Below are 22,479 nucleotides of genomic sequence, written 5' to 3'. Positions count from 1 at the left end.
GGTAAAAAAAATGCCCAATCCAAAAGTATCCTCAGAAAAAATCTCCGGTTTTTCTTCATTTTTTGCTGATTTGAAAGATCCCAGACGTACCCATCAAGGCAACCGTTTATATCCTCTTGAAGAGATTCTTTTCCTTTGCATCGCTGCCGTTATCAGCGGAGCAGATACATGGACTTCAATCAATTTGTTCGGAAAATCAAAGCTGGACTGGCTGAAAAAGTGGTACCCGTATGAAAACGGAATCCCTTCTCATGATGTTCTGGGGAAGGTTTTTGCCGCTCTCGAACCCGGAGCTTTCAGTCGCTGCTTCATTTCCTGGGTTAACTCAATTGCCGATACAACCCGCGGAGAGGTCGTTGCAATTGACGGCAAAACCATTTGCCGCTCAGATGATAAAGGAAAAGGGAAGTCTGCTATCCATGTCGTATCGGCTTTCGCCTCGGAAAATGGGCTTTGTCTGGGGCAGTTGGCCGTAGCTTCCAAGAGCAACGAAATAACGGCCATTCCTGAATTGCTTGAACTTCTGGCCCTCAAAGGCTGCACGGTGACCATTGACGCTATGGGGTGTCAGAAAAACATCGCAAAAACCATCGTTGAAAAAGATGCCGACTATATCCTTATGGTCAAAGGGAACCAGAAAGGCCTGAGGGATCAGATTGAGAAGTTGTTTTCGATAAAACCGGTCGCCTCTGAAAACAAGGATTCCGATCTGGGCCATGGCAGGATAGAACACAGGAAATGCGAGGTAATAAACCAATTAAACTTTCTGGATGACCGCCAGGAGTGGGTCGGTCTCAAGTCGGTGATAAGGATCACTTCCGAGAGGATTTCAAAAGACACAGGGAAAGGAACAACCCAGATTAGGTACTATATTTCCTCTTTGGATACTGATGCCAAATCAATAAATAGAGCGGTAAGAAGCCACTGGTCTGTGGAGAACAAACTCCACTGGGTCCTTGATGTGGTCTTTAAGGAAGACGCATCACTCAAAAAGAAGGACAACTCAGCCCTTAACTACAACATAATAGCTAAAATGGCCCTGACCCTGATGGATAGAGAGAAATCAACCAAGAAAAGTAAGCCTTCGAAAAGATTGCTTGCTGCTCTTGATGACAATTACAGAGATAAAATTCTCAGAGTTTAAAAGCGATTTCCCTGAGAGTGGTCTCTGTTAATTTGATTTAATCATTGGTAAATATTTTTGTCGGTTCTCCACAATCACCCATACCAAAATAGCGGTCATAATGAGTGGGATAATCAGGCTATCACCTAAAGTGAAGTGGTGTGCCAGTATTCCGGCCATAATTGGGGTAAGTATTACGGCACCCAGGGTACGGAATCGAGGTAGAATGAAAAGTATGCCACCGATTACCTCAAAAAGCAGCAGCATTTTCAGCGAGGAGGAAGTATGTTAGTAACGGTGTTTCATGTAGAGAATGGCAGATGATAAGCGTGTTATGTTTATCTGGCATTTACAGCGTTTTCATAGACTTCTTCAATACAATAAAAATCAACTTCAGCATTAGTGAACTCTGATGAAATAATTTGTCCGCCAATGTCTTTATGTAAATCTACTCTATTTATAATAGCCGTAGAGCTATAAAAAGGAGCTTGGACATATACAAGGCTTTCCATGGTGAAAAAAGAGAGCTTATTAAGCGTAAAGGTAAACCTAATAAGATTATTACCTATATCTAGTATAATATCTTCTATAATGCTTTGCTGATTGTTAGCCTCTGTAATTCTTAACTGATAAGAGTTAATGATTTCGATTCTGGTAATGGTCATTGCTGCTAGGTTGATTTTAGGTATCTACTAAATTAGTAGCCAAAATTCAAAAATCCCAATGTTTCAGGAAGAGAAACTGTAGTTTTTTTTTAAGAGACTTAGGTATGAAAGTCTTTACTGAAAGTTTAATAGTTATATTGTAAATAAATTTATTTTTATCAAGTGGTTTTTTAATGTTTATGCTGTAATTTCTGATAAAGTACCTGAATCTGAGTGAACTATGGATATTATGGCTTCCAGATTTAAAAACCGTGAGAATTTTTCTTTTCTATTTTTTAAACCTTTGTAAATTTGTAGAGCATTGATGATAATTTTATTTTTTCTTTTTATAGCTCCACAGAACATTTTAACTAATAATTCGAAAAAGTAGTAATTATGTCTAGTAGTATTAAACCAGTGAATATACACATAAACAAATCCCTTGAAACTTTATTAGTCCCACTGTCGGATGAGGAGAATAAGTTACTAGAGGCAAGTCTTTTGGAACATGGCTGTATTGATCCATTATTGCTCTGGCGGAGAGATGGTAAAGATATACTTATTGACGGGCATAACAGGTTCAGGATATGTTCAAAACATGGCATTGATTTTAAAGAAGAATATATAGACTTTAAAAACATAGAGGAGGCCAAATTTTGGATAATTAATAATCAACTTGGGAGAAGAAACCTTACCCCTGATCAATTGAGCTACTATCGCGGACTTAAGTATCTTCAGCTAAAGAAATCAAAAGGGGGGTATCAAAATGTGCTGTCTAAAGGACAAAATGAGCGTACAACTTCGGAAAAGATTGCTGATCAGTTTAGTGTTAGTGCCAGTACCATAAAGCGTGACGCCAATTATGCTAAAGGAATTGATGTAATTGGAAAGTCGAATGCGACTTTAAAATTAAAGCTCTTGCAGGGAGTAGTTACTTTTAGTAAAAAAGATATCCAACTACTCGGGGAATCCGGGGTTGAAATAAAGGTAAAGAATGAGGCTGATCTGTATAATAAGATAAATCTTTTAAAAAAGGAATCCCTTAGTCAGGTTGAACGCGAACTTAATAGCATTAATATTTCGGAGGAAGGCAATGAATCTGTTATGGAAGACCCGTTTCTTTCATATGATGAGAGGCTAAAAAGAATAAAAGGTTCTATTTTGTCATATATCAATAAAGCTATTAACAACCGAGATCTTGAAGCGATCATTAAACTCAAGGAATTAATAGAACGGTTGGAGTACCTTATTAGAAATTAGTTATTTTGGTACAAGTATAGAGTGCTTTGTGTGCTTCGATAAAGCGTTCAAATGAATAATTATACTCGGTTATGCGACTTTTTCCATTCATTCCTAATTTCACTATTTTCTCTTTGTTTTTAAGAAGCTTGCAGATTCTGTGACTTAAGAGTTTATAATCTTTTTTTGGTATTATGTATCCTGTTTCATCATCTTGAAGAAGATCATTTTCGCCCAAATAGGTGGCAATCACTGGCTTTCTATGGTGCATGGCTTCTAGATAGGCGTATGGTAAACCTTCCCAAAGTGATGAGCTAACGAAAACATCGAGGATAGAATATATTTGGTCGATGTCTTCAATATATCCTAAAAGCATTACTTTGTCCTCAAGTTCCAGAGAAGCTATTAACCCTTCCAATTCTGTTTTCTGTTCACCAGTGCCAGCTATAATAAATGATACATCAGGGTTTCGCATCAATACATGCCTAGCTGCATAGATGAATGTGAACCAGTCTTTTTGTTTGGTTAACCTACCAACGGACCCTACCACCCAGGTCGTTTTTATATTATATTTCTTTTTTAATTCAAATATATTTTGCTTTCTGGCTTTTTCATTAAATTTTATAGCGTTGTTTATATTAATTAATTTTTTAGGAGGACATATACCTTCTTCTAAAGAGGCTGATTTCTCATTTCGTGAGACAATAATATAATCGGTCATCTTTGCCAAACAATATTCTATCCAGACAAAAAATTTCTTTTTCAACCCTTCATGGGCTTGAAAATAAAAACAATGAGGGGTGTAAAGTATTAATGGTACCCGGTGCATTCGGGCTGCGATACGAAAAAGTACTCCTGCCTTTGAACTATGAGCGTGGACTATATCATATCGACCTTCTCTGATGATTGTTTTTACTTTCAAAAGATTGATAGCGTCATTTAAAGGGTCTATAGACCTTTTCATTGGCAGGAACAATAGTTTTGCACCTGCGGCATTTATTTCTTTTACTGCATGGCTCAAATCAACACCTCGTTTACTGGATAGCACCACAGTAATATCAAAAATTTGTGGATCGATAAAGCTTGTCAGGTAAAGTAGATGCTTTAAGGACCCTCCGGAAGTTGATTCCAAACCATAGAGGATTTTTATCTTTTTCATTTATTAACTGATTTCATAACTGTAAAAGTTATTTCATGTTTCTTCAACCTTAGGTTCAAGTGCCTGTTTAAAGAATATTCTGAGGTGGCATGTTACCTAATATGTAAGTAAATCTAAAAATGTATTTACATAATTATTCTCAATAAATTGTTTCGATCTTAATTCTTGAAGGATGATTTATAGATAGATTGATAAATAGAAGTAATTTTAATCGTACTACAATCTATCCTGAATTCTCCTTTGAGTAGTTTTCGACCTAGTGAACTTATCTCTTTATAAAGACTCGGATTGGCAATTAATTCTTCTACATGATGTGCAATATCTTCCGGAGATCTCTCCCTTACCAACAGACCATTTTTTTTGTGAATAATCAATTCAGGAATAGCAGATACGGGAGTAGTAATTATCGGTAATCCTGATGCCATAGCTTCCAATAACACATTAGGTAATCCATCTATATCCCCAGAATTGGTATTAATACAAGGTAAAATAAAAAGATCAGCCATGTCAAAATGTTTTAATAACTCTTGTTGGTATAATGTTCCTGTAAAATTGATATACTGAGAAAGATTATTTTTTTCTACAAAGTTTTCCAGTTCTTCGAACTGTGGACCACATCCTACAATTGTACAACTGACCTCTATTCCTTTAGCTATGATTATTTTAATTGCATTTAATAAGTAAATGAATCCTTTTTTCTCTACTAATCTCCCTACAGATAGAATTTTTATTTTATTTTGCAGGCTTTTACGTTGTCTGTAGTTCCATCTGTTAATGTTAATTCCATGGTAAACAGTATAAATCTTATGTGCATGTTCAGGAAATAATGAAGAAAGGTGCTTGTAATTATATTTTGAACATGTAATAACAAATCTTGATTTTTTTAGCTCGTAAGCTAATCTATACGGTTTGTTGCAGTAAATATCCTGCGCATGCAGGGTCATACTAAAAGGCTTGTTTGTAAGTGAAGACAAAAAAATTCCAATTTTGGAGGGGAGAAATGCAAAGTGAGAGTGTATATGATCCTGATCTGTTTTACGAATTTGATAAGCAAAACCACATGTAATTAGTAAGTTTTTGATACTTACAAATATCTCAAATATTCGGGTATTAGGTTCTTTGAAAATTAAAAAAATGGTTCTGATAAAGGCAGAAGAATGAAAAAATGAATAATATAAAACTCCTAGCAGGACGTTATCAAACGAGTGATAAAATGTCTTTTTCTTTAAATGAGTGAATTCGGGATGAAATTTCTGTTCACAACGGAATGCCAATATTGAAATGGAAAATCCGTATTTCTCCAGTGCTAATATTTCATTTAAAATGAAGTACTCTGTTTTGGAGGGAAATTTTTCCACTATGTATATCAGATTCATTGTATTGCAACATTAATTTTAAATTTCATTATCCTCAATATTAGAATATAAATGCCTGCAAAAAGCAGAAATACTCCGCCCAGCGTTACTGCTTGGATAAACGGTCCTCCTTCTATATGACTTGATAGCTGATCCCTGAATATTTGCAACAATACTGTGTAAACCGCCAAAGCGAACAGGACTGGCTTTAGAAACCTTACCACTGACCGGTAACTAATTGTTATTTTCTTAGACAGCAAAAATAACAATATAATGTTTTTGAGCCACTTTTGTACTACATAAGCAAGAGCAATTCCTGTATAACCTATCCATCTTACGAATAGATAGGTGAGGATGATATTCACACATACACAAGCCATACCGATAAATACTGGGGTTTTGGTATCTGCACTACTATAGTAAAAAATCACCAAAACAGTTTCTATTGCAAAGAAAACTAATCCTATAGCATAAATAGACAATGGCAACGCTGTCATTTGCGTTGATGATTGGTCAAAGGCGCCTCGTTCAAAGATAATTTTTACCAGTTCGGAAGCAAAAAGCCCTATAAAGCAGGCCAGGGGTAAAAACACCACTACGATCCATTGCATAGAGTTAGTGAAAAGCAATATTAACTTTTTTTGTTGCTTTTCAATAGACAACTCAGAAAGATAGGGAAACATTACTACGCTTATTATATATGGGAAAAGCAATACAGGCAACTCGATTATTTTTTTTGCATAACTTAACGAAGATATAGCGCCCTCCTGTAGATATGAGCCGAAAATGTTATCTATTAGTCCGCTTGCCTGGGAGAATGAAACACCGGCCAAAAGAGGCCAGGTAAGTCGCCAGATAGATTTTAATTGTTTTTTCTCAACTGGAGCTCGATTTATATGAATTTTTTTTCGAAGGAGAATAAAATGTAGAAGCAATTTGCCTACCGCCCCAACCAGTATGCCCACTGCTATTCCATAGATACCCCATTTATCAAAAAATACCACCAATACAGCAATAATTGATGCTTTGAATATGAGTTCTCCCGATGCAGGTATAACGAACTGTTTCTCCCCGTTGAGAGTGATGTTCGTTAAAGTAGAGAGACATAGAAAAATACACGCCGGAAAGGCAATTTGTAACATGACTGTTGTCATTTGGTTGAGTTCAGCATTAAAACCTGGAGCAAAAGTCTTTACTAATACTTGAGGAAAGACCACTGACAGAATAGTAACGATAAGTGTAATTGCAAGGATGAGCCTCCCTGCTTTATTAAAAAGATTCCAGGCCTTGACATCATCGCTATTTGCTTTCAATCTAAGAAATACATTTAAAAAACCAGGTTCTATAATTTCCCTAAATAAAAAAAAGAGACTTAGAATAATGGTTATTACAATGTTGTAGATGTCTACTTCATGGGAGGTGCCAAAGAAATAGGCTAAAACGAGCTTTTCCACATAGCCTAATGCTTTCACACCTAGAGTGATGATAAGTAGCCCTAAGGAAGACTGCACGATCTTATTCCGTGTAATGTTCCTAATTTTTGTGTATAGGGTATGCATGTTCTCGAAAGTTACAACAGTTGACTATAAACATTAGCAGTAGCTATGGCAGATTCTTTCCAAGTAAATTGTGAAGCCCAATGAGCCGCAGTTTTAATGTCGTAGGGAAGTTTTCCTTCACAGGCAGACGAAATTTTGAATGAGATATCTTCAATGGAAAACGGGTTTATTATAGGACAATAGTTCCCTGTAATTTCCGGTAAAGCTCCTGCAGATGAAACTAGTGTTGGTGTTTCGCAGGCCAGCGCTTCCAGAGCTGGCAAACCAAACCCTTCATATATGGACGGAAAAACGAAGAGTTTTGCAAGGGAGTATAATACTGGCAAATCGTGTTCATTCACATACCCTAAAAAATGAATTTCCTTTTCAAAGGGTGATTTTTTCGCTGCTTCAAATATTTTTCCATATTTCCAGGCTTTTTGACCTATTATAACAAGCTGATAATCATTTGCATTTTTTATTTTGAATAAGGTAAATGCCTTAATAAGCCTGACTAGATTTTTTTTAGGCTCGAGGTTACCAGTAAATAGAATAAACCGTTCAGGGAGTTTATAAAATTTCTTTACTCGATCAAGTATCATTGTGTCGGTGACTTTCCTGAATTTTGGCGATACTCCCAAAGGGATCACCTCCACTTTGTCTGGCGGAAGATCAAACCTTTCTAAAATATCAGCTTTTACTTTTTTGGAAACAGTGATAATTTTTAAACTATTTGTTATGGATCGCTTTATTACAGAGCCATAGTAAAGGGCTGTACTTGTTTTACAAAGGTCGGGATAATCCAGGGAAATAAGGTCGTGGACTGTTGTTAGAGATGGGAATCGACATTTGTAGGGTAAAACATAGCTGGTGGAGTGGTAGAGGTTAAAAGCCTTTGATTCGAAGTACTTTGGCAAGTGAAAATTCTCGTAAAATATGCGAATAGACCTATAAGAAGATTTAAATGACACCTGGATAGGCCGCAGATTTTGATAGTTATTTATAGAGCATTCTTTTGAAAAAAGTGGTGCAATTTCATAGGGTAATTCCATTCCATCCAGTTCTTCAAGCAGGTTTTTGATATAATAGTGTACCCCGGAGAAGTTTCCATGCAGGTTTAGAGCATTTACAATGATTTTCTTTTTCATCTCATTTTCTTGAGTTGAGGGAAGTTTTAAGTGCTAAAGAGTAATAAAACTTGATTCCCACAGTAATAGTGCAAACGCTCTGGCATTTATTACTCATTGTCATACTCGATAACATTCTTTTAATACCTCATCTTACTTTTCATTTTTCTACTAGCTCACTTATTGCCATTACGTGTTTATCAATATTAAAAACATCCTCTGCTCTCATTCTTCCCGCTTTGCCCATCGATTTTATAAGATGCTCATTCGCGAGAAGTTGAATAGCCTTCTCTTTTAGTTGGGGGATTATATTGTTTGCATTTATGACATAACCTGTCTTGTTATTTAAAACAATTTCTGGTGGACTTCCGGAATTCACTGCTATCACTGGCTTTTCCAGTGCCATGGCTTCTATTAGTACTCTGCCAAAAGGCTCTGTTGTAGCTGGGTGAATGAGAATGTCTATTTCCCTCATATATTCTTTAATGTTATGCTTATACCCTAGAAAAGATATGTGAGACTCCATGCCTGTGTTTTGTACAAGCTTTTTAAGGTAATCATTATACCTCTCATTTTCATTAAAAAGATCTTCACCAACTATAAGAAAATGGACATTTTTGTATTCTTTTAAAATATCCCTTGCGGCTAAAATAAAAAGTGGATGATTTTTCCAAGGAACCAACTGTCCTATCTGAGCTACCAGCTTCTTGTCCGGGTTTAGCTGCAGTTCTTGATGTATAAGTCCTGATTTTGTTGATGCTGGGGTAAAATCTTTAGTATTCACAGCATTATAGATCGTCTTTTTGTTTTGTCCCGGAACCTGTCGATTAATATACTCCGATACGCATATAGCTTCGTCTGAGATCAAGGCAGATATCTTATAGATAAGCTTGAATGGAGGGTTATCTCGCACGTGCCAAATAAGCTTGATCCTGGTCATCATTTTTGGAATGATACAGTATAATATCGATTGAATAGAGTGTGCGTAAAGGATGTCCACCTTTTCCTTCTTTATTTTTTTTATTATCTGATAAACGATATAGAAGAACTTCCACACGTTTAAAGGATGAAAGATCTTGAATTTCTTTATAAACCTAAAAAGTGACCGAGATTGAAAGTGAATTACCGAATGGCTTTTTAATATTAAAGGGTGGTTAAATATTAGTTCCATGCTTTTTTCAGCACCCGATTTTCTTTTTGAGTTTTCGATAATTAAAATCTTCAATGTACTATTCTGTATTATTTTTGCTGTAGAATTAAAGGTTCATTTTGACATTTTGATTTTTAAAGGTAGCAAATAAATGGTTTTTTCTAAATTATATTTTTTCTAATGGCATGAAGATCAAAGGTTCATTTTGCTCCTTTGATCCTCAATCTTGAAAATTGTAAACCGGGTTTCTCAAAAGGGGTAATTGATAAATTTAATGTAAGGAATGCTCTGAATTTTTTGATTTGTTTCAAATTTGTGTTTATTTAGTAATTCTAACTATCAGGACATTCTATTTACCTTTATTTCCGGGAAGAACAGACTGTAACCTTCCGTGGCGAAGCCCTGTCTCTGGCAATAAGAACAAAAAATTTGAAGAAGTGAAAAACTGTGTAGACATCACTCGACATTGGTATGTGATTTACACCTACCCAAAAGCTGAAAAAAAGGTGTATATGGAGCTGAATAGAAAAGGTGTAGAAGCTTTTTTGCCTCTTTATAATAAAGTAGTGCAAAGAAGCGATCGAAAGAAGAAGATCAGTGTGCCGCTGTTTTCGGGTTATGTTTTTGTATGCCTGCATCCTAAAGAGGTTTTTCAAGTATTTGGTGTGCCGGGATTTGTACGTTTTCTCTCTACAAGAGGAGTAAAGGATATTGTACCGGAATATGAGATACAGACAATTCAAAAATTATTAGATTCTGATCCGGAAATAAGTAATGACGGTTTTAGTGTGGGAGACCACGTAACAGTAAAAAGCGGCCCGCTAGCTGGCCTTACCGGCAGGCTTGTAAGTAAACCCGGAAAGAAAAAACTGATCGTATATCTGGAGTCGCTTATGCAAAGTGTCTCAGTAAAAGTATCCCCTGGTTGCGTAGAGCAGGTTTTTGCTCATGTGTAATTACCAACCAACCGAATCAACTAATCATTCTAACATTCGTTTTTGACCGGATGAAATTTATGACATTAGTCGAACTAATAAGACTAAGGAGTATATATTCCGATAAAGGCATCACATTTATTAGTGGTCATAACAAGGAAGAATTTATTTCCTATGGAGCATTGTATGCCCGCGCTCTAAAAGCTCTGAATTACCTACAGGTCAAAGGTCTGAGGAAAGGGGATGAACTTGTGATACAAGTAGAGAATAACCAAGAGTTTTTAGTCATTTTTTGGGCCTGTCTTCTGGGAGGTATAATACCTGTTCCATTATCGCTTGCCAAAAAGGACGATCACAAAGAAAAGTTTTGCCAGGTTATTAAAATTTTGAATAATCCATGGCTTGTTATCTGTCCCTATGATTGGGAACCACTTGCCTTCTATGCCAGTAATCGGTATGACCAAGTCTCTAAGAAGTTGGAAGATAGGATTCTTTACATTAGTGAAGCACTAGCGGAAGAAGTACCAGGTAAGGTAGACTCCTCTGTACAGCCTCAGGATATTGCATTTTTGCAGTTCTCGTCTGGCTCTACAGGCGATCCTAAAGGGGTAGTTTTGACCCACACCAATCTTATTGCCAATATGACAGCCATTAGTCAGGCGGCTGCATATTCGGAAAAAGACTCTATGCTGAGTTGGATGCCACTGACCCATGATATGGGAATGATCGGCTTTCATCTTAATCCTATGTTCAGCAACATAAATCAATATCTTATGCCTACGAACCTTTTTGTTCGACATCCTAAACTATGGATGGAGAAGGCATCAGAACACAATATAAGTATTCTTTGCTCACCAAATTTTGGTTATCGTTATCTACTGAAATACCTTAAGGAAGAGGATAATGCATGGGATTTGTCTAAAATCAGGATTATATACAACGGTGCTGAACCAATCTCGGTTACACTATGCCAGGAGTTCAACGATAGATTGAGTGCGTATGGTCTAAAACAGACCGCTATTTGTCCGGTTTATGGCCTCGCTGAGGCCTCAGTGGCTGTATCTATCTCAGGTTTGGAAAATGAAGTACTGTCACTTGCCCTCAATAGAGAACAGTTAAGTCCTGGTGATCAGGTTATAGTGAATGAAGCAAATAATGGTATAAAAATCGTAAATGTTGGTTCCCCTATTGACTATTGCTCTGTAAGAATTGTGAATATGGATCAGGAAGTAGAAGAGCAGGTGATTGGGCACATTCAGATAAAAGGAGCTAACGTTACTTCTGAGTATTATAATAATCCCGTTGCCACTAAAGCGGTAATAAAGAGAGGAGGCTGGCTTGATACCGGGGACTTGGGTTTTATAAAGGATGGTGCTCTTTATATTACTGGCAGAAAGAAAGATATCATTTTTATCAACGGACAAAATTATTATCCCTATGATATTGAAAAAGAGGCGGAATCAATAGAAGGAATCGAGTTGAATAAAATAGCGGTGACAGCTTGTTTTAACGACCAGCTTGACTTGGAAGAGGTGATTGCATTTGTATTTAATCGGGGAGTTTTAAGTAAATTAGTTCGTACAGCTATAAAGCTTAAAGAACTTATAAATGAAAAATTTGGCATTGATATAAACAAAGTAATTCCCGTAAAAGATATTCCGCGTACTACCAGTGGTAAACTTCAGCGTTTTAAGCTTTTGGAGAAATATAGATGTGGTGATTTTGAAGAGATAAGTGAAGAATTTGATAAGTTGCTGACATCGGAGTATGAGTATAGTAATGCGCTTCCGCAGAATCAAATCGAGAAAAAGCTACAAGAGATTTGGGAAGAAGTACTGCAAACAAAAAAAGTAGGTGTAGAAAGAAAGTTTTTTCAGGCGGGTGGAAATTCGATTAAAGCAATAGCCCTGATCATGAAGATGCAGCAGGAGTTTCATGTGGACATCTCCATAAGAGAACTGTACGAATTTTCTACCGTAAGAAGGCTCGCTGCTGTAATAGATAATTTTGCGGAGAGGCAATACAAATCAATTCATCAGGCACCAAAGGCCGATTTCTACCCAGTTACCTCATTGCAGAAGAGACTTTACTATGCTTCAAAGATAGACCCTGAATCCATCGCTTATAATGTGCCAATGGGCATAATACTAAAGGGAAAGCTGGATGTAGACAAACTGCAGCAAAGTCTGCAGAACTTAGTGCTACGGCATGACTCGCTACGCATGACTTTTCATAAGGCAGGAGACGGGGAGCCCGTTTTTAGAGTGGCAGACACTGCTGAGGCGAAAATCAGCCGGACTGCATGTAGGCGGGAAGAATGGAGTATTAAGCTGAGAAAATTGATAAAACCCTTTGATTTAACATATGGATCTTTGTTTCGATTTTATTTGCTGGAGGATAAAAAGGAGTGTCTTTTGTTTCTGGATTTTCATCATGTTATTATGGATGGGCAGTCAGCCTATTGGTTTATTAACGAGCTTTTAACGCTTTATAGTGGTGGTGAACTGCCGCCAACGGGTGCATCCTATAGTGACTTTGCGATTTGGGAGTATGATGTTATAAAAAATGAAAGTCAAAGCGCCTACTGGGCCAAACTTTTTTCTGATGGTATTCCTACTTTGGAACTTCCTCTAGACTACCCTCGTCCGGCTGTTTTGACTACTATTGGTAAGCGAAAGAATTTTGTCCTCAAAAAAGAATTAGTGGAAAGACTTCGCCACCTATCTCAGGAGCTGGAGGTTTCTCCACATACTGTTTATTTTACTTTGTACAACGTATTACTTTCCAAATATTCTGGTCAGAAGGATATTGTAATCGGCATACCTGTTTTAGGCAGAAGACACCCTGATCTGGAACGAACCCTCGGCATGTTTGTGAATACTCTCGCCATCAGGAATTCGCTTACTGACTCAATTACCTTTAGGGATGCCGTGAGGCAAACTTTTGGTAAACTAAGTGAAGCCTTTGATCATCAGGATCTGGCATTTGATGATTTAATAAATTTACTAGACATTAAGGCCAAAGCAGGTAGAAATCCTCTTTTTGATACGATGTTTTTGTACCAGGACTCCGGAATTGGTGTTCGAAATATAGCTGATCTGGAGATTTCAAGGTTTTCGTTTGATCCGGGGTTTTCTAAGTTTGATATTTCAATGGAAGTGACGGAGAATGATGAAGGTGCTCTTTTCTCTCTTGAATATTCATCAAAATTGTTTAGTGAGGATACTATTTTGAGAATGGCCCGGAGCTTTGAACAGCTATTGCAAAGGGCTGTAACCAATCCTAAAATAAAAATTGGTAATTTATCTCCAATAAGTGACAGGGAATATCAGCAATTTATGGTGGATTACAATGCCACAAAGAGGGACTTAAACTTCAAAGCTATTTATGAGTTGTTTGATGAACAGGTAGAACAAAATCCGGAAAGAATTGCTATTCAATTTAACGAACAAGAAATTTCATATAAAGAGTTGGGTATTAAAGTAAACTCTGCTGCACAAACGTTATTAAATAGCGGAGTTTGCAAAGGCGATCTGGTAAGCATTTGTTTACCTAGGTCGCCTGAACTAGTAATAACCATCCTAGGATGCTTACGTGCCGGTGCAGCATATGTGCCTATTGATCAAGATATGCCTGCCGAACGGATAAAATTTATTCTTAATGACAGCAGAAGTAGGTATATCATTACTGACTCAGATGATAAATTGGATTTTCAGATAAATGTGTTACATGTCGAGAAGCTTTTGGGTAATTGTGGACCTGTCCCGCAGACATATGTAGTTCCGCAAGATCTGGCGTACATCATTTACACTTCAGGTACTACCGGACATCCAAAAGGAGTAGCAATAGAGCATGGCAGTTTACATAACTATATAACCTGGGCAGCGGAGCAATATTTGCGCAATGACGAATATACTTTCGCTCTATACTCCTCCATTTCTTTTGATCTTACAGTTACTTCTGTTTTTACCCCTCTTATCACTGGAAACAAACTAGTGATATATGAGAACGATGAATCAGAAGTGCTTATAGAAAAGGTGATAAGATGTAATCAGGCTGATATTATTAAGCTTACTCCTTCGCACCTAAAGCTCCTCAAGAATAATAATTTGCTGTCACCTGAGATCAAAATAAAAGTATTGATTCTTGGAGGGGAAAATCTTGAAACTGAGCTGGTACAAGGGGTGTATCATATGATGAACGGTGAGTTGCAGATATACAATGAGTATGGACCTACCGAAGCCACAGTGGGGTGTATGATATACAAATTTGATCCTGAGGATCAGGGCATCAGTGTGCCGATAGGCAGACCAATAGCCAACACACAGGTATACCTATTGGATGAATACCTGAAACCAGTGCCCGTAAATGTAGCAGGTGAATTGTATGTTGCCGGAGAAGGCCTCGCAAGAGAATATCTGTATCAAGATCAGCTCACCACTGAAAAGTTTGTGAAAAACCCTTATGACCCGGGTAAATTAATGTATAAAACTGGCGATAAGGCGAGAAGACTTTCTAATGGTAACATAGAATATATAGGCAGGGATGATCAGCAGGTGAAAATTAAAGGCTATCGTGTAGAGTTGTCTGAAATAGAAAATCAACTCGTCCGCCATGAGGATGTGCATAGGGCGGTGGTACTTTTCGACAAACGTACAGGCCATATAACAGCATATTATGAAAAGTCTGAAGATGAGTCTATTGAAGACGATCTTAAGGAGTATCTGGCTACAAAGTTGCCTCATTATATGGTGCCTGCACAATTTATCCGGGTTGGAAATATGCCCCTTACCCGAAATGGCAAAATAGATACTGGGTTGCTTAGGCAAATAGCCCCGAAGCAACTTGAGCGACAAAGGGAATCAGCGCAGAACGAAGTTGAGGAAATCTTACTAAGAGAATGGAGGAAACTACTCAACTTGACTGATATAGATGTAAAAGATAATTTTTTTGAACTAGGTGGAGATTCCATAAAGGCAGTACAGATTTCAAATAGGCTTTTTGAACAAGGCTACCATGTAAAAGTAAAGGATATTCTGACCTATCATACAATAAAAAATATCAGTAGATTTGTAAAGTATGTGAAGCAAGAGCAGCAATATGAGCAGGGACCGGTCTCCGGAGAATTTGAGCCTACTCCAATCCAGAATTGGTTTCTAGGACAACAACTTGTAAACCCTCACTACTACAATCAGTCAGTACTTTTCAGAGTTAACCAATCATTGGACATTTTGCAGCTACAAAAAGCTTTTGAGAAGCTGATAAGACATCATGATACATTGCGCATAAACTTTAATCAGAAGAAACGCACCTTCTTCTATAATGAAAACCATCTGGAAACAAGATTTACTATTCCCGAAATAATGGTGACCCAAAGTAAGAGCATTGAGGAAGCTTGTAGTGAGATAAAAGCATCATTTTGTTTGTCTGAAGGTCTATTAATCAAAGCGGCATTGATTTGTAAGGATGGAACTGAATATCTCTTAATCACGGCTCATCACCTAATCATGGATGGAATTTCGTGGCGAATCTTAATGGAAGATTTGCATCGAGCTTATATGGCTCTAAAAAATGGAGATACATGGGCATTGCCTCACAAGACGACATCTTACAAGGAATGGAGCGAGTATTTGAGGCAGAATAAAGGTATAGGCAAAATGGACCAGTCATACTGGGCCGGAATTGAGAGTGAGAAATACAGGCTTCCATTGGACATTCAGACCGAAGATTGGTCAGCTAAAAACCTGAGAAAAGTGACGGTGAATCTGGAGCCTGATACGACCAACTTTTTACTAAAAGATGCTCATTCAGCTTATAATACAGATGTTCCAATACTCTTAAATGTGGCACTTGTACTGGCTTTAAATGAATGGACGGATCAAACAGATTTTTTTATAGAGATGGAAAACCATGGAAGGCACCTGAAAGGTCCCGATGTATCAAGAACACTTGGCTGGTTTACATCTATATATCCGGTACGTTTAGAGTATAAAAACGAAATCGATCTACTAATAAAATTCGTAAAAGAAACCCTGAGAAATGTGCCAAATAATGGTATCGGATATGGGATGGAACAATTCTCACATGCTGATCGCCAACATAGAATTTCAGAGATCAGGTTCAATTATCTCGGACAATTTGAGAGAGAGTTGGATAATGAATTATTGACATTCAACAACGAGCAGACCGGTGCAGAAACTGACCCGGATAATGACCTTACCGTTAAACTTGAATTAAATGCAATGGTTTTGTCTGGTAAATTTCGGATGGAGATCAATTATAATTCTGCTGCATTCCAGGCGCATCGCATCTGTGGCCTGGCCGATCTTTTCACTAAAAAACTTTTGGAAGTCTTGTCCTATCTCAAGGATCAGCATGATGTGTATTTTACACCTTCAGACTTTGAAGAAGTCAACCTGAATGAAGAAGAGCTTAAGGCGCTATTTGAATAGGCTTCATAGAAAGCATGATAAAATGAAGCTATTAACCAGCGATGTTACTATTGTTCCCTAAGGTAAAGATCATGAAAAGATCTACAGCAAAGCCGGGTAGTAGTTGTAACTAATTGAGAATAAATCTCTAACTCAAAATAAAATCGAATCTGATGCTGTCTAAAATACTCAATAAAGTAGGAAACACACCTCTGGTGGCATTGAAGCTCAAGGGGAAGCCCAATATAACTGTCTATGCCAAGCTGGAGTATTATAATCCTACTGGTAGTGTAAAAGACAGGGCTGCTTGCTATATCATAAACAGAGCTGTAAATGAAGGTATATTTAACAAAGATACCGTGTTGATAGAGTCATCATCCGGGAATTTCGGTGTAGCGTTATCTGCCCACGCACGCTCCCATAACCTGAAATTCATCTGTGTGATTGATCAAAATACTTTACCTGTAAACGAGATGCTCATAAAACTTCAAGGGGCTGAACTCATTAAAATTTCCGAGCCTGATGAATATGGAGGCTACCTGCTGAACCGGATCAGAAAAATAGAACACCTTCTATCAGAAAATCCCAATCTTTATTGGGTAAACCAGTATGCTAATCCTTTAAATGCTGAAGCCTATTATGCTTCGCTGGGAAAGGAGATATGCCAGGAGGCTCCAGGACAGCAAGTTGAATATGTATTTATGGGAGTGAGTTCCGGAGGCACTATTACCGGAGTATCCAGGAGAGTGAAAAAGGAAAATCCGGAAGCGAAAATTATTGCTGTGGATATTTATGGATCGGTAATTTTTGGAGATACTCCCAGGAAACGATACATACCAGGTATAGGATCTAGCATAAGGCCCAAAATTCTGGATGATGCACTAATAGATGAAGTGGTGTTAGTAAGTGAATATGAGACACTACAGTCTTGTCGAGATTTACTGGAGCAGCACAATCTATTTGCGGGAGGTTCCTCTGGTTCAGTGTATGCCGCTATTCAGAAATATTTCAGCAATAAAGAGATTAATGAACCTGTGAATGTAATGTGTGTATTTGCAGATAGAGGAGAGCGATATATTGCTACTATTTACAATGATGAATGGTGCGAAAAGATAAAAAAACCAATGATAGATGAAGAATATATAGTGACTCCGTAAAGCAAGAATGATCAAAAAATTAATAAACAAGGAAAAATATGATCTACATAAGTGATAAGGATATAAAACAAATGGACCTTAATTGGTCAGAAAATATCAACATCATAGAAGAATCTGTAAAATGCATGAAGGAGGACGAATATTCTCAGCCCGTCAAGCCTTATCTGAGATACCGCAACCTAAAAAACCGAATTATTGCTATGCCGGCCTTTATCGGAGGTAATATCAACAGATCAGGCATAAAATGGATATCCAGCTTTCCGGACAATATTAATAATGGAAAACCGCGCGCTCATTGTGTAGTGATACTAAATGATGCGGATACAGGGGAGCCTGTAGGTATTTTAAATAGTAGCGCCATTTCCTCTATCAGAACGGCCTCAGTGAGTGGTTTTGTTTTAAAACAGTATTTAAGTCGAAGAAGAAGGGATAACATCACCCTTGGTATTGTTGGTTTTGGCCCTATTGGTCAATATCATTTAAGTATGTGTGCGCATATTCTCGCAGAGACCTGTAATAAAGTGCTACTACATGATATCAAAGGAGTAGACGTGGACAAAATACCGCGGGAGATTAAGGATAAAGTCGAAATTGTGGATAGCTGGGAAAAAGCATATAATTCATCCGATGTTTTTATTACCTGTACAGTGTCTAGCGATCGATATATAAACAAACAGCCGAAGCCCGGTTCTCTTCACTTGAATGTATCTCTGAGAGATTACAAAGCAGAAACATTTCACTGGTTTAAAGAGGCTATGACGGTGGATGATTGGGACGAAGTGTGTAGGGAAAATACTGATATACAGCAATTTTATTTGGAGCAGGGACTGAGACAGGAGGGTGTGCGCTCTATTCTCGATTGGTTAGATGTTGATTGGATCTCATCATTAAGTGAAAGCCAGGCAATCATGTTTAACCCTATGGGCATGGCTATATTTGATATTGCTATGTCACAACATTATTGCATCAAAGCGCAACATAACAATTCTTGCTTAATTTTAGACTAATTAATTAAAACTATGGATACTGCTACAGCAATACCAGCAAATCAGGCCTCAGAAAAAAAAATAGATAAACCACGTAATTTTTTGGATATTCGTGATTTTAGCCATGAAGAACTCCTATACATCATTGAGCTTACAGAAAAGATAAAAAAAGGTGAGTTGGATGTGACGAAGGTACTTTCTAACAAACACTTTGGTTTGCTCTTTGGGAGTGCTTCTACGCGCACCAGAGTGTCATTTCAGGTGGGTATCCGTCAGATGGGCGGATTTGCCGAACATTTGAGTACCGCAGACCTGCAGCTTTCTAATCATGAAAACATCAAGGATACGTCTGCCGTACTGGGGAGGTTTTTGGATGGTCTCATTGTTAGGCTATATGATATGGATCAGTATGGACAAGGTAGAGAAAACCTTAAATTGATCTCCAGGTATGCTAACATACCTATCATAAGCGCCCTGGACGATAAAGACCATCCATGTCAGGTGATGGCAGACCTATTTACACTAAAAGAAAAATTTGGTCCTGAGTATAAAAAGAAAAAATTGGTGTTTACCTGGGCATATGCTGAGAGACAAAAATCACCTGGAGTACCACATTCTATGCTATCCGCTGCTTCGATGTTGGGGATGAATGTAACTTTTGCCCATCCGAAAGGCTTCGATCTTGATAAAGAATATGTAGAATACGCCCAGGCAAAAATAGGCGCTTCAGGAGGTCACCTGTCATTTAGTAATGACCTCATGGAGGCCAGTGAAAATGCAGATGTTATCTATGCCAAAAGCTGGAAGGCCATGTATATACCTAAAGAAGAAGAATACAAATTAAGAAATAAAGTGAGGCCGTACTGGACCGTTTCCGAAAGACATTTCAAAGTGGCTAATAAAGGTGCTTTGTTTATGAATTGTCTGCCTATTATTCGTGGTGAACAAGCTACAACTGAAGTCATAGATCGACCAGACTCCATACTGTATGATGAAGCAGAAAATCGGCTGCATGCACAAAAAGCCATTTTATACCATTTATATAAACAATAACATAAAACAGGATGGAGGTAGCAAAGTACTTATCAGCAAAAGAACTCAAGGTTATTGAACTTGGTGCTGTAAATTCAGAGAGTTTCGTTTCTTTTTATACCGCAAATAAGGATGAAGTGGAAACTTTACTACGTAAGCGTGGAGCTATAAAATTTACTGGAGTGAGAATTGAATCTAAGGAAGATTTTCAATACATAGTGGATTCCATAGGCGAGAAGTTTTTGAACTACATCGATGGTAATTCACCCAGAACGAAATTATCAGATAAAGTATACACTTCCACAGAATACAATCAGGATCAGAAGATTACAATGCATAATGAATTATCATATTCTGCTAAATGGCCGAACAGGCTCTTTTTTAGCTGCATCCAGCCGGCAGAGTCCGGTGGGGAAACCTTGTTGGCCGATAGTAGAGAAATATTGCAAAATATGAATCCCAATATTGTGAGGCAGGTAGAGAGCAAAGGTGTGACTTACATCCGAAATCTTCATGCCGGCCAGGGTATAGGTCCATCCTGGCAGGATACCTTTGAAACTGAATCGAAAGAGGAAGTTGAAAAACTTTGCAGAAAATTGTCAATTGAATTTGAGTGGTCGAAATATGATGAAATTCGATTGAGACAAAGCAGAAAGGGAATTATAACCCACAGAACCACTGGTGAGAAAATCTGGTTTAATCAAATCGACCAGTTTCATCCTTGCCAGTTAGGAGACAAGCTTTATAAAATGCTATCTGTAATGTATCAGTTACCCGATGAGTATCCTACATATGTGACGTATGGTGATGGCAGTGAAATAGCAGAATCAATGGTGAAAGAGATCATTGCAACCATTGACAAGGTAACCATTGCGCCTAAGTGGAACAAAAATGAGCTATTATTGGTGGATAACGAATTGGTAAGTCATGGACGAAGTCCTTATACCGGAAACCGCTCAGTTTTGGTAGCAATGTCTCTATAGAAATGGTCCGAAAACCATTGACCGAAATTTTAATTTAAATTTGTATAGTCGAATGAATAAGTTCAAACTCTCTTTGATCATTAGTTGTACTGTATTTCAGTTTGCCACTGTCACCTCTATTTCAGCTCAGATTTTCAATAAATCATTTCAGGTTGAAAACCGAAAGATTGATGTTAAGGAATTCAATGCTAAGGTGGAGGAAATTATTGACAAGGCAGAAATACCAGGACTTTCTTTAGCAGTGATTGACCGGAATGAAGTGGTTTTTTTCAATACTTATGGATATAAAGAATATAAAGAAATAAGAAACGGTGAATTTAAGCCTAAGGGGAAAGTGAACAAAAAGACAGTATTTGAGGGCTGTTCGCTCTCCAAAAGTTTCTTTGTTTTTGCGGTACATCGACTCGTGGATCAGGGAATTCTGAATTTAGATACCCCGCTATATCATTATTTGGAACACCCTCGATTGAAGCATGATGACCGATATCTGAAGATAACAGGTTATATGGTTCTCACACATTCTTCAGGGATAGAAAACTGGCAGTATTATAACAATCCCGATACTCTGGAGATTCTAACAGAGCCTGGAGAAGCTCATATTTATTCAGGCGAAGGCTATATGTATTTAGCAGAGGTAGTGGCGAAGTTATTAGGCAAGAGTATTGAAAGCTATATGGAAGATTTGGTGTATGATCCACTGAAATTAAAAAGTACCTTCACTACATTTAAAAATAACCGGGCACTGCGAAATTATAGCGTAGGCCATGATTCATTTAAAAAACCCCAGGCTAAACATAAAAATAAAGATGTGGATATTGCAGGAAGGATCAGTACTACAGCCAAGGACTACGGCCAGGTTTTGATAGGTATATTCGGAGGTGACTATCTTTCAAAGGAACGCCTTAATCATTTAACAGGTGGCGGTATTTATATGGGTGAAGATCCAGCCGGAAATATTCATAAGTATGGTCCAGGATTCGCTTTTTTTATAGATCAGGCAGGAGATACCATTGTGTATCAATACGGAGACAATGGAGCGTTTAAGGGTTTTGGAGGTTATAATGTAACCCGAGACGCCGGTTTTGTCTTCTTTTCGAATGGAGTTCAGGGTGATAAAATTAGAGGTATTTTACAGGAGCTTATTTTTGATATTAAAGAAGAAGACATCACCCAATATCCCAACGAAGTGTTGGCTACGTTAAATATGTACAATGAGCAAGGGTATATGGCAGCTTTGAATTACCTACGTAACCGTATCCAGAATGACATTTCCAAGTATGAGTTGGAGGAACTAAGTGAACTGTTCCTTAACGAAAACTCTGAATTTTCAGCCTATATATCCGGCGAAATAATATCCCGGTCTCAAGAAGATCAAAGGATCTACGTGTTGCATGGAAAGGCTATGATGAAAAATCACAAGTTTAAAGAGGCACTTGTAGATTTTGAAAAAGCCTTAGAATTGGATGATATGTCCAGCTCTGACATAGAAGAGTTGATTGCACAGTGTAGGGAACAATTGAAAAAGGAAGAAGCCGTATTGAAAGAATAAGTGGTTTTTATAAGCACAGCATTTCTGGTTTTGGAAGAAATATCGAAAGAAAAAATTCAAAAGAAATAATG

15 protein-coding genes are annotated in these 22,479 nt (G+C 37.6%); 9 read left to right on the top strand and 6 right to left on the bottom strand.

The window, feature by feature from the left end:
* Positions 1 to 10: 10 nt before the first annotated feature.
* The gene (locus C900_RS07610; RefSeq protein WP_009579148.1) at positions 11 to 1,144 is read left to right on the top strand and encodes an ISAs1 family transposase; all 1,134 of its coding nucleotides are present in this window, start codon (positions 11 to 13) and stop codon (positions 1,142 to 1,144) included.
* Between the two features lie 317 nt (positions 1,145 to 1,461).
* On the opposite strand, the gene C900_RS07600 is transcribed toward C900_RS07610, so the two are convergent.
* A complete protein-coding gene (locus tag C900_RS07600) occupies positions 1,462 to 1,788 on the bottom strand; it encodes a hypothetical protein (protein ID WP_009579146.1) in 327 nt (108 codons plus the stop codon).
* A 396-nt stretch (positions 1,789 to 2,184) separates the two neighbouring features.
* Between C900_RS07600 and C900_RS07595 the strand changes: the two genes are divergently transcribed.
* Complete coding sequence (locus C900_RS07595) at positions 2,185 to 3,027, top strand: ParB N-terminal domain-containing protein (RefSeq protein ID WP_157493939.1); 843 nt, start codon at positions 2,185 to 2,187, stop codon at positions 3,025 to 3,027.
* On the opposite strand, the gene C900_RS07590 is transcribed toward C900_RS07595, so the two are convergent.
* The 5 genes from C900_RS07590 to C900_RS07570 all read right to left on the bottom strand — a co-directional run bounded on the left by C900_RS07590 (position 3,017) and on the right by C900_RS07570 (position 9,410).
* Positions 3,017 to 4,165 carry a glycosyltransferase gene (locus C900_RS07590; protein ID WP_009579143.1) on the bottom strand — a complete coding sequence of 383 codons (1,149 nt, stop codon included), beginning with the start codon at positions 4,163 to 4,165 and terminating at the stop codon, positions 3,017 to 3,019. The two genes, C900_RS07595 and C900_RS07590, sit on opposite strands and share 11 nt — an antisense overlap.
* Before the next feature lie 158 nt (positions 4,166 to 4,323).
* Entirely contained in the window at positions 4,324 to 5,541 is a 1,218-nt protein-coding gene (locus C900_RS07585) for a glycosyltransferase family 4 protein (RefSeq protein ID WP_009579142.1), read from the bottom strand.
* Positions 5,538 to 7,079, bottom strand: a complete 1,542-nt coding sequence (gene murJ / locus C900_RS07580) for a murein biosynthesis integral membrane protein MurJ (protein ID WP_009579141.1) — start codon at positions 7,077 to 7,079, stop codon at positions 5,538 to 5,540. Before murJ ends, C900_RS07585 begins: the two co-directional genes overlap by 4 nt.
* Positions 7,080 to 7,090: 11 nt before the next feature.
* A complete protein-coding gene (locus C900_RS07575; RefSeq protein ID WP_009579140.1) occupies positions 7,091 to 8,206 on the bottom strand; it encodes a glycosyltransferase family 4 protein in 1,116 nt (371 codons plus the stop codon).
* A gap of 139 nt (positions 8,207 to 8,345) precedes the next feature.
* On the bottom strand, positions 8,346 to 9,410 hold the full coding sequence (locus tag C900_RS07570; protein WP_157493938.1) for a glycosyltransferase family 4 protein: 1,065 nt from the start codon (positions 9,408 to 9,410) through the stop codon (positions 8,346 to 8,348).
* Between the two features lie 362 nt (positions 9,411 to 9,772).
* Between C900_RS07570 and C900_RS07565 the strand changes: the two genes are divergently transcribed.
* The 7 genes from C900_RS07565 to C900_RS07535 all read left to right on the top strand — a co-directional run bounded on the left by C900_RS07565 (position 9,773) and on the right by C900_RS07535 (position 22,408).
* Entirely contained in the window at positions 9,773 to 10,291 is a 519-nt protein-coding gene (locus tag C900_RS07565; RefSeq protein ID WP_157493937.1) for a UpxY family transcription antiterminator, read from the top strand.
* Between the two features lie 59 nt (positions 10,292 to 10,350).
* Positions 10,351 to 16,722: a non-ribosomal peptide synthetase gene (locus C900_RS07560; protein WP_185113959.1), complete on the top strand. Its 6,372-nt coding sequence runs from the start codon at positions 10,351 to 10,353 to the stop codon at positions 16,720 to 16,722.
* A gap of 152 nt (positions 16,723 to 16,874) precedes the next feature.
* A complete protein-coding gene (gene sbnA / locus C900_RS07555; RefSeq protein WP_009579133.1) occupies positions 16,875 to 17,858 on the top strand; it encodes a 2,3-diaminopropionate biosynthesis protein SbnA in 984 nt (327 codons plus the stop codon).
* Positions 17,859 to 17,896: 38 nt separating this feature from the next.
* The gene (locus C900_RS07550) at positions 17,897 to 18,865 is read left to right on the top strand and encodes an ornithine cyclodeaminase (RefSeq protein WP_009579132.1); all 969 of its coding nucleotides are present in this window, start codon (positions 17,897 to 17,899) and stop codon (positions 18,863 to 18,865) included.
* Positions 18,866 to 18,877: 12 nt separating this feature from the next.
* Complete coding sequence (locus C900_RS07545; protein WP_009579130.1) at positions 18,878 to 19,897, top strand: ornithine carbamoyltransferase; 1,020 nt, start codon at positions 18,878 to 18,880, stop codon at positions 19,895 to 19,897.
* 11 nt (positions 19,898 to 19,908) lie between these two features.
* A complete protein-coding gene (locus C900_RS07540; RefSeq protein ID WP_009579128.1) occupies positions 19,909 to 20,859 on the top strand; it encodes a TauD/TfdA family dioxygenase in 951 nt (316 codons plus the stop codon).
* Between the two features lie 52 nt (positions 20,860 to 20,911).
* Positions 20,912 to 22,408: a serine hydrolase domain-containing protein gene (locus C900_RS07535; protein ID WP_040496080.1), complete on the top strand. Its 1,497-nt coding sequence runs from the start codon at positions 20,912 to 20,914 to the stop codon at positions 22,406 to 22,408.
* The last annotated feature ends 71 nt before the right edge of the window (positions 22,409 to 22,479 follow it).

The organism is Fulvivirga imtechensis AK7 (assembly GCF_000331535.1).
In the GTDB taxonomy this organism is placed as follows: domain Bacteria; phylum Bacteroidota; class Bacteroidia; order Cytophagales; family Cyclobacteriaceae; genus Fulvivirga; species Fulvivirga imtechensis.
Note: the sequence above shows the minus strand (reverse complement) of the source record. Positions and strands in the feature narration are given on the sequence as shown.

Excerpts from the sequence above, each read along its gene's own strand:
- C900_RS07610 (WP_009579148.1), top strand. The coding sequence starts at position 11 with ATGCCCAATCCAAAAGTATCCTCAGAAAAAATCTCCGGTTTTTCTTCA.
- C900_RS07600 (WP_009579146.1), bottom strand. The coding sequence starts at position 1,788 with ATGACCATTACCAGAATCGAAATCATTAACTCTTATCAGTTAAGAATT.
- C900_RS07590 (WP_009579143.1), bottom strand. The coding sequence starts at position 4,165 with ATGAAAAAGATAAAAATCCTCTATGGTTTGGAATCAACTTCCGGAGGG.
- C900_RS07585 (WP_009579142.1), bottom strand. The coding sequence starts at position 5,541 with ATGAATCTGATATACATAGTGGAAAAATTTCCCTCCAAAACAGAGTAC.
- murJ (WP_009579141.1), bottom strand. The coding sequence starts at position 7,079 with ATGCATACCCTATACACAAAAATTAGGAACATTACACGGAATAAGATC.
- C900_RS07575 (WP_009579140.1), bottom strand. The coding sequence starts at position 8,206 with ATGAAAAAGAAAATCATTGTAAATGCTCTAAACCTGCATGGAAACTTC.
- C900_RS07560 (WP_185113959.1), top strand. The coding sequence starts at position 10,351 with ATGACATTAGTCGAACTAATAAGACTAAGGAGTATATATTCCGATAAA.
- sbnA (WP_009579133.1), top strand. The coding sequence starts at position 16,875 with ATGCTGTCTAAAATACTCAATAAAGTAGGAAACACACCTCTGGTGGCA.
- C900_RS07550 (WP_009579132.1), top strand. The coding sequence starts at position 17,897 with ATGATCTACATAAGTGATAAGGATATAAAACAAATGGACCTTAATTGG.
- C900_RS07545 (WP_009579130.1), top strand. The coding sequence starts at position 18,878 with ATGGATACTGCTACAGCAATACCAGCAAATCAGGCCTCAGAAAAAAAA.
- C900_RS07540 (WP_009579128.1), top strand. The coding sequence starts at position 19,909 with ATGGAGGTAGCAAAGTACTTATCAGCAAAAGAACTCAAGGTTATTGAA.
- C900_RS07535 (WP_040496080.1), top strand. The coding sequence starts at position 20,912 with ATGAATAAGTTCAAACTCTCTTTGATCATTAGTTGTACTGTATTTCAG.